Source organism: Verrucomicrobiota bacterium, from assembly GCA_037139415.1.
Taxonomy (GTDB): domain Bacteria; phylum Verrucomicrobiota; class Verrucomicrobiia; order Limisphaerales; family Fontisphaeraceae; genus JBAXGN01.
Genome location: JBAXGN010000291.1, coordinates 1 through 6,486, shown reverse-complemented (window position 1 = coordinate 6,486; position 6,486 = coordinate 1). Strand labels below are relative to the sequence as shown.

General features: G+C 55.6%; 5 protein-coding genes. All 5 read right to left on the bottom strand.

What is annotated here, in order from left to right:
- Nucleotides 1-146 precede the first annotated feature (146 nt).
- On the bottom strand, nt 147-1,319 hold the full coding sequence (locus WCO56_28380; GenBank protein ID MEI7733520.1) for a radical SAM protein: 1,173 nt from the start codon (nt 1,317-1,319) through the stop codon (nt 147-149).
- A gap of 14 nt (nt 1,320-1,333) precedes the next feature.
- Entirely contained in the window at nt 1,334-3,850 is a 2,517-nt protein-coding gene (gene secD / locus WCO56_28375; GenBank protein ID MEI7733519.1) for a protein translocase subunit SecD, read from the bottom strand.
- A 17-nt stretch (nt 3,851-3,867) separates the two neighbouring features.
- The gene (gene yajC / locus WCO56_28370) at nt 3,868-4,236 is read right to left on the bottom strand and encodes a preprotein translocase subunit YajC (protein MEI7733518.1); all 369 of its coding nucleotides are present in this window, start codon (nt 4,234-4,236) and stop codon (nt 3,868-3,870) included.
- A 178-nt stretch (nt 4,237-4,414) separates the two neighbouring features.
- Nucleotides 4,415-5,941: a sodium/solute symporter gene (locus tag WCO56_28365; GenBank protein MEI7733517.1), complete on the bottom strand. Its 1,527-nt coding sequence runs from the start codon at nt 5,939-5,941 to the stop codon at nt 4,415-4,417.
- Between the two features lie 354 nt (nt 5,942-6,295).
- Nucleotides 6,296-6,486 (bottom strand): hypothetical protein (locus WCO56_28360; protein ID MEI7733516.1); only part of this gene is annotated, 191 nt, incomplete at its 5' end.

Below are 6,486 nucleotides of genomic sequence, written 5' to 3'. Positions count from 1 at the left end.
CTAAGGCGCGCAGGATTTTGGGCGGCTGGCGAGACGCGAGCGAGGCACATACCCGCAGCGGTCTGTAACGAGCGAGCAACGAAGCCAGCAGCTCAAAAGACCAGCGAATTAGTCTCATCTTGATAGCGATTTGGAATCAGTCCGGCTTACGCCTTCCCACTGGCTTCGGCGTCGGTCAGGTAGCACCCCGGATCCTGCGCCCAAGGGTCGCCATAGACCTGCAGGGCACGCACACGAAAACCGCCACCGCAAATCTTCAAGTATTGGCAGGACCCGCATTTGCCTTTCAACAGCGGCAACCGGTTGCGCAGACCCTTGAGAATGGGATTGGATTCATCCTGCCAGATCTGACTGAAAGGCCGGTCCTTGACATTCCCCAAGTTGAGGGTTTGCCAGAACTGATCCGGATGCACATTGCCCTGGGTATCAATGTTACTGATACCGACGCCGGAGCTGTTGGCACCGCCGCCGTTCCAGCTAAGCAACTCGTAAACCTCTTTGGCGCGCTCCGGGTTTTCGCGCAGCAAGCGCCGGTACATATAAGCGCCATCCGCCGGTTGGTCCACCGTCAGCACCTCCCGGTTTTGTCCCGCTGCCACCCAAGCGGCAGTGCGATCCATAATTGCATCAATTGCGGTGCGGGTCAGGGACGGTTCGACATCCATCAAATTCGCGCCGCGTCCGCTAAAAACAAGGTGATAAAAGCAGACTCGGTCAATCTGTTCGGCTTCGATGAAGTCGAGGATTTGAACGATATCTTTGACGGTGCTGGGGGAAAGGGTCAGGCGCAACCCGGCCTTCTGACCGACCGCCTTGCAGTTGCGGAAGGCCTGCACGGTTTTTTCAAACGCCCCCGGTTTGCCACGAAAATAATCGTGGGTGGCCCCGATGCCATCCAGCGAAATACCCACATAAGAGAAGCCCAGTTCCTTCAGTTTTTTGGCCGTGTCCAAGTCAATCAACAAGCCGTTGGTGGATAGCGTCAAACGCAACCCTTGCTGGCGGGCATAGGTGGCCAACTCAAAAAAGTTCGGATGAATGAGCGGTTCGCCACCGGAAAGCAGCACCGCCGGGACCTTGAAGGCAGCCAGGTCGTCCATCACCGAACGGCATTGTTCCATCGTCAACTCGCCGGGATAAAATTTGGCTTCGGAATCCGAGTAACAATGAATGCAATTCAGGTTGCAGCGCCGGGTGATATTCCAAACAACAATGGGACGGCGTTCCGAAGCGGTCCGCGGCGCGCCGTGGCCCTGGCCGTAACGCAGATGGTCGGCAGGTTGCGCAACACCGCAATAAAGTTTCGTCAAATTAAGCATGTTCAAAAGGCGGCTTAAGCCTCGGCCTTGGCCACCGTGGCATCCACCACTGAGGTGCTGACGGTTGAGCCGATCTTCGGACGCTGGCCTTTATGCCACCAGAGCACGATGGCGCTGGCGATATAGATCGAAGAGTACGTGCCAGTGATGATGCCGACCAGGAAGGTAAAGGCAAAGTCATGCACCGCGCCACCGCCAAAGATATACAAGGCCATCGTTGAGAGAAAGACCGTGCCGGAGGTGATCAGGGTACGGCTTAAGGTCTGGTTCAGCGCCTTGTTCATCAACTGGCGGAACGAGCCGGGCAGCCCCAGCTTTAAATCCTCACGGATACGATCAAAGATCACCACGGTATCGTTCACCGAGAAACCGATGATGGTAAGCACGGCGGCCACAATGGGCGCGCTCAATTCCCGACCCGACAGGAAGAACCAGCCGAGCGTCATGAAAATATCATGGAAGATGGCGATCACCGCGCCAAAGGCAAAGGAGAACTCGTAGCGGAAGGCAAGGTACACCAGAATGCCCGCCATGGCCATGATGGCCGCCAGGAACGCTGCTTTCATAATTTCTCCGCCGACCACCGCGCCAACGGTATCGCGGCCAATCACGTCAAACTTGGCTTGCGGGAAGGTCGCCTTTAGCGCCTGTTCCACCTGCTGGCTGGTCTTGAAATCCGTGACGATTTGCAGCGTCTCACGGTTGTTTGCGATGTCCCGTTCATACTGAATCGTCGAATCACCGAGTCTTAACTTGCTGATTTCAACGCGCAGCTTGTCCACGTCAATTTTTTGTTTTTGATCGAACGCGATGGTCATGCGGTCACCACCCCGGAAATCCACACCCAAGACGCCCTTGCCACGATAGACGCCGTAGCTGCAACCAATGATAATCAGCGCCCAGGAGGTGATGAAGGCCGGCTTGGCCAGCTTCATGAAATCCAGATTGGAAACCTTGATCAAATGGAACATCGCCAGCGACTTGATCCAGTTCTTGGCCAACAAGAAATCGAAAATCAAGCGGGTAACCACCAACGCGGTAAACAAGCTCAAGCTTACACCGATGGTCAGCGTGACGCCGAATCCTTTCACCGGCCCGGTGCCCATGTAAATCAGAATGATCGAGGAAATCAAGGTGGTCATGTGCGAATCCAGAATCGTTCCGAAGGCCCGATCATAGCCCGCAATCACCGCCCCCCGGATGGATTTGCCCGCCGCCAATTCCTCGCGAATACGCTCGAATATCAGCACGTTGGCATCCACGGACATACCGACCGTCAACACGATACCAGCGATGCCCGGCAGCGTCAGCGTGGTGCCCACCGAACACATCACGCCGATCAACGTAACGATGTTCAACATCAAGGCGATATTGGCCACCACCCCGCCAATCAAGTAATAGCCCGCCATAAACAAGGCAACCAACCCCGTTCCGACGATGGACGCCCATAACCCGCTGTTGATGGAATCTTTGCCGAGCGAGGGGTCCACTTCGCGAATTTCCTCAACGCTGACTGGCGTTTGCAGCGGACTTTCAAGCACATTGGCCAGCTCGATCGCTTCGCGAATATCAAAGTTGCCCGTGATGCGTCCGTTCGAGGTGATTTTGCTTTGGATGGTCGGCGCCGAATAGAGCACGCCATCCAGCACAATCGCCAGTTGATGCCCAATGTGCTCTTCCGTCACTTCGCCGAAAAGCCGGGAACCCTCGGTGGTCATTTCAAAAGTAATTTCCGGCTGGGCGGTCACCGTGTCACGCGACGGCATGGCGCGCTTCACATAGGAACCGGTCAGCCCCTTCTCCGCCTTCTTGCCGACCAAATGCGGAATCAGAATATCACGTCCATCCTGGCCGCGCTTGGCTTCCTTCAGGATCTCATACCCGGGGGGAATGAGGTTTTGTTCCAGCAACTCACGACTCTGCGGATGTACAATGCGGAACTCGAGGAAGGCCGCGCGTTGCACCTGGCGGATGGCACTGACGCGCTCTTCTTCGGACAGGCCGGGAATTTGGATAAGGATGCGGTCTTCGCCAGCGGGCTGGATGATGGGTTCCGACACCCCAAAGCGGTCCACGCGTTTGCGCATGACTTCCATGGCTTGGTTCAGGGCGTCCTGTTTGCTGCTGGCGGATTGCAGGCGGTTGGTATCCAGTTTGACGAGGATGGACGTACCGCCCTGAAGGTCCAGCCCCAGCTTGATCTTGCCCGCGCCATCGCGCTGCAACTGGTTCAAGATGGCCCGCGTATAATTCGAGGGATAGCGCTCGCGGCTAAGGTTGACGAACGGAAAATAGTTGGTGATTTGCGCGCCGCCAGTGGCATCAACAATATTGCCATACCCACGCGCCGCATTGGTGGCCTGCATGGCCTGGGCTTTCGCCACGATGGCTTGGAAATTCGTGTCTATGTTGACCGCCCGTCGCTGGAACTCCTCCAGCAAATTCTTGGATTGGGGCGGCGTGAGTTCAAAAATCGCCCATGCGGTGACAAATACGATGAGCGCCAGTTTCCAGAAGTGTGAACGATTCATGATATTCCCTAAATGGATTATGCGTTTTTGCGGGGCGGAGCGTCATCGGCCGTGGTTTCTTCACGTTCGAGGACCTCGGTAATGGAGGACTTGACCACTTCCAGTTTGGTATCGGCGGAACGCAGCGTCACGGTGCGTTCCTTGACATTGACGACAATCCCAATGATACCGCTGGAAGTCATCACCTTGTTCCCCGACTTGATGTTTTTCAGCAATTCCTCCAATTCCTTGGCCTTCTTTTGCTGGGGGCGGATGAGGATAAAGTAAAAGACGACCACCATCAGCACCAGCGGCACCATGTTCATCCACCAAGGGGCGGTGGATTGCTGGCCATTTTGCGGTGGCGGTGTCATCGCGATAATCGCGTTCATCAAATTGTCATTCATATCAATATTCAAAAACGAGCCGCTAAATGTATGAAAATACCCCGCTTTGGCAAGCATTCATTATTGGAATTATTTGGCTAGCGCCCAAAAACGCACAAAAGGATGCCCAACACCGGTCCTTCAGCCGCCAAATGAGGGCGGAAACCCTTCAGCACGGGGTGAATGCCCAATCCATGGCTCATTCCTCACCGAACGCTTTGGTAATCAGCTCTTTGGGCGGCGGCTCCGTCAGCAAACTGACGACTGGCACCACCACCAGCGGCACCACCATGGCCAACGCGGCAGCCACCGGAATGCCCGGCTTGCCCCAGTACAGAAACAGCCCCACCGCAACCCCCAACCCGGACAACATTCCGGCAAAAGCGCCGGCCTTCGTGGTGCGTTTCCAGAACAGCCCATAGAGATAAGGCGCCAGAAACGCCCCGGAAAGCGCTCCCCAGGCGATCACCATCAGGTTCACAATCACATCCACCTTGCTGACCGCGATGAGCAAGGACAATAGCACGAACACACCACACAAGATACGCATCAGGAGCATGGTGGTGCCAGGTTTTTCGTCGCGCTTCACAAAAGCCCCATAGATATCAATGGCAATGGCGGAACTGGAAACCAGCACCAGCGAGGAAAGGCTGGACATGGAGGCCGAAAAGACCAGTAACAAGATGATCATCACCAACCAGTGCGGCACATAGGTCAGCAAGAAATGCGGCATCAGCAGGTCCAAATCCGGCTTTTTGGTCGCCGCATTCAGGATGGGGATAAAATCAGTTTTGGGATCGGTAAAGAACAGATGGGTAAGCGCCCCACTGTAGTACGCGCCAAACGACATGAACAAGGCAAACACGGTGGCAATCACCATGGCGCGGTTGACATCGGCCTTGCTGCGAATCGAATAAAACTTCTGCACCATCTGCGGCAACGCCCACGGGCCAAAGCTCGTAATCAGCACCAGCGAGAGTAAAATCAGCCAGCCGGGGAACTGCGGGATGGCGGACAGCGGCGCGCCAGGCGGCAACGGCGGGGGAAACAACGCGGGCATGTGTTTATGATCCAGCAACTGGGTAAAGCTCTCGAAGAAACCGCCCTTCATGTTGGCGAGCAAGATCATCATCAACAACACGCCAAAGAATTCCACAATGCCCCGGATAAAATCACTGATCGCCACCGCAAAATAGCCGCCCATGACCAGATACACCCCCGTCAACACCGCCAGGAAAATGAGGGCCGTGTTGTATTCGAGCCCCAGCGCCTTCTGAAACAGATAACTCAATCCCATATAGACCGAACCGGAATACGGCACGAGAAAGATAAAGACCACCAAGGCGGCAATCACCTGCATGGCCTTGCTATCATACCGGGTGCGCAGGAATTCGGGCATCGTCATGGCGTTCAGGCGAACCGTCATGTCGCGGGTGCGCCCCGCCAGCACCTTCCAAGCCAGCAACGAACCAATCAAGGTGTTCCCCAGCACAATGAACATGGTCGCGATGCCAAACCCCCAACCCAGGCGTCCGGCGTAACCGATGAACAGCACGGCGGAAAAATAGGTGGTACCATAGGCAAACGCGCTCATCCACGGCCCCAACGTGCGTCCACCAAGGAAAAAGTCACCCACCGATTTGGTGCGCTTCATGCACCAATACCCCACGGCGAGCATGACCAGCACGTAGAGAATGACGATTGCGCTATATATGTATGCATTCATGAGTAAAAATAATGGGAGATTTAGCCATAGCTCTAATGCCTATTCAAGTACGATTAAATACAAAAATCGGCCATCCGCACCTTTGCCAGGGCTGCCTCAAGCTCGGTTTGGTTCAAGCTGGAAGCGGCTGTTTGAGGGTTCCCGTGGCTGCGGAATTACCCGAAAGAAAGTGAATCCGTTAAGCCGATTCCCTCAGCCGGATAATGCAATCCTCTCCCCGAGGGAGAGGAAACAGGTGAGGGGGTACGGAACCACAGACCCTGCCCACCTCGTAGTATTCGTAACGCCCCAACGCGCTGGATGCAGCCCTGCATCGTTGCCATGCCCTGATTATCGCTTCTGGCTGCGTTCCGCTCAAACGACCACCAGTTTTTCTTGCGGCAGGAAATCCCAATGGCCTTGGTCCGCGATGTTCCGCAAGTATTGCCGGGTGGCGTCCACGTGGGGCGCCGTCTGTGGGGTGTTGGCAATCAGGGCGATTAAGGCGTTTTTTGTCGTACTCTCTTTCTGCGCGCATTGCGTCAGCCATTCGTCAAACCAGCGGC

What these genes read in the sequence shown, in the direction of transcription:
- WCO56_28380 (MEI7733520.1), bottom strand. Translation starts at nt 1,319, where the DNA reads ATGCTTAATTTGACGAAACTTTATTGCGGTGTTGCGCAACCTGCCGAC.
- secD (MEI7733519.1), bottom strand. Translation starts at nt 3,850, where the DNA reads ATGAATCGTTCACACTTCTGGAAACTGGCGCTCATCGTATTTGTCACC.
- yajC (MEI7733518.1), bottom strand. Translation starts at nt 4,236, where the DNA reads ATGAATGACAATTTGATGAACGCGATTATCGCGATGACACCGCCACCG.
- WCO56_28365 (MEI7733517.1), bottom strand. Translation starts at nt 5,941, where the DNA reads ATGAATGCATACATATATAGCGCAATCGTCATTCTCTACGTGCTGGTC.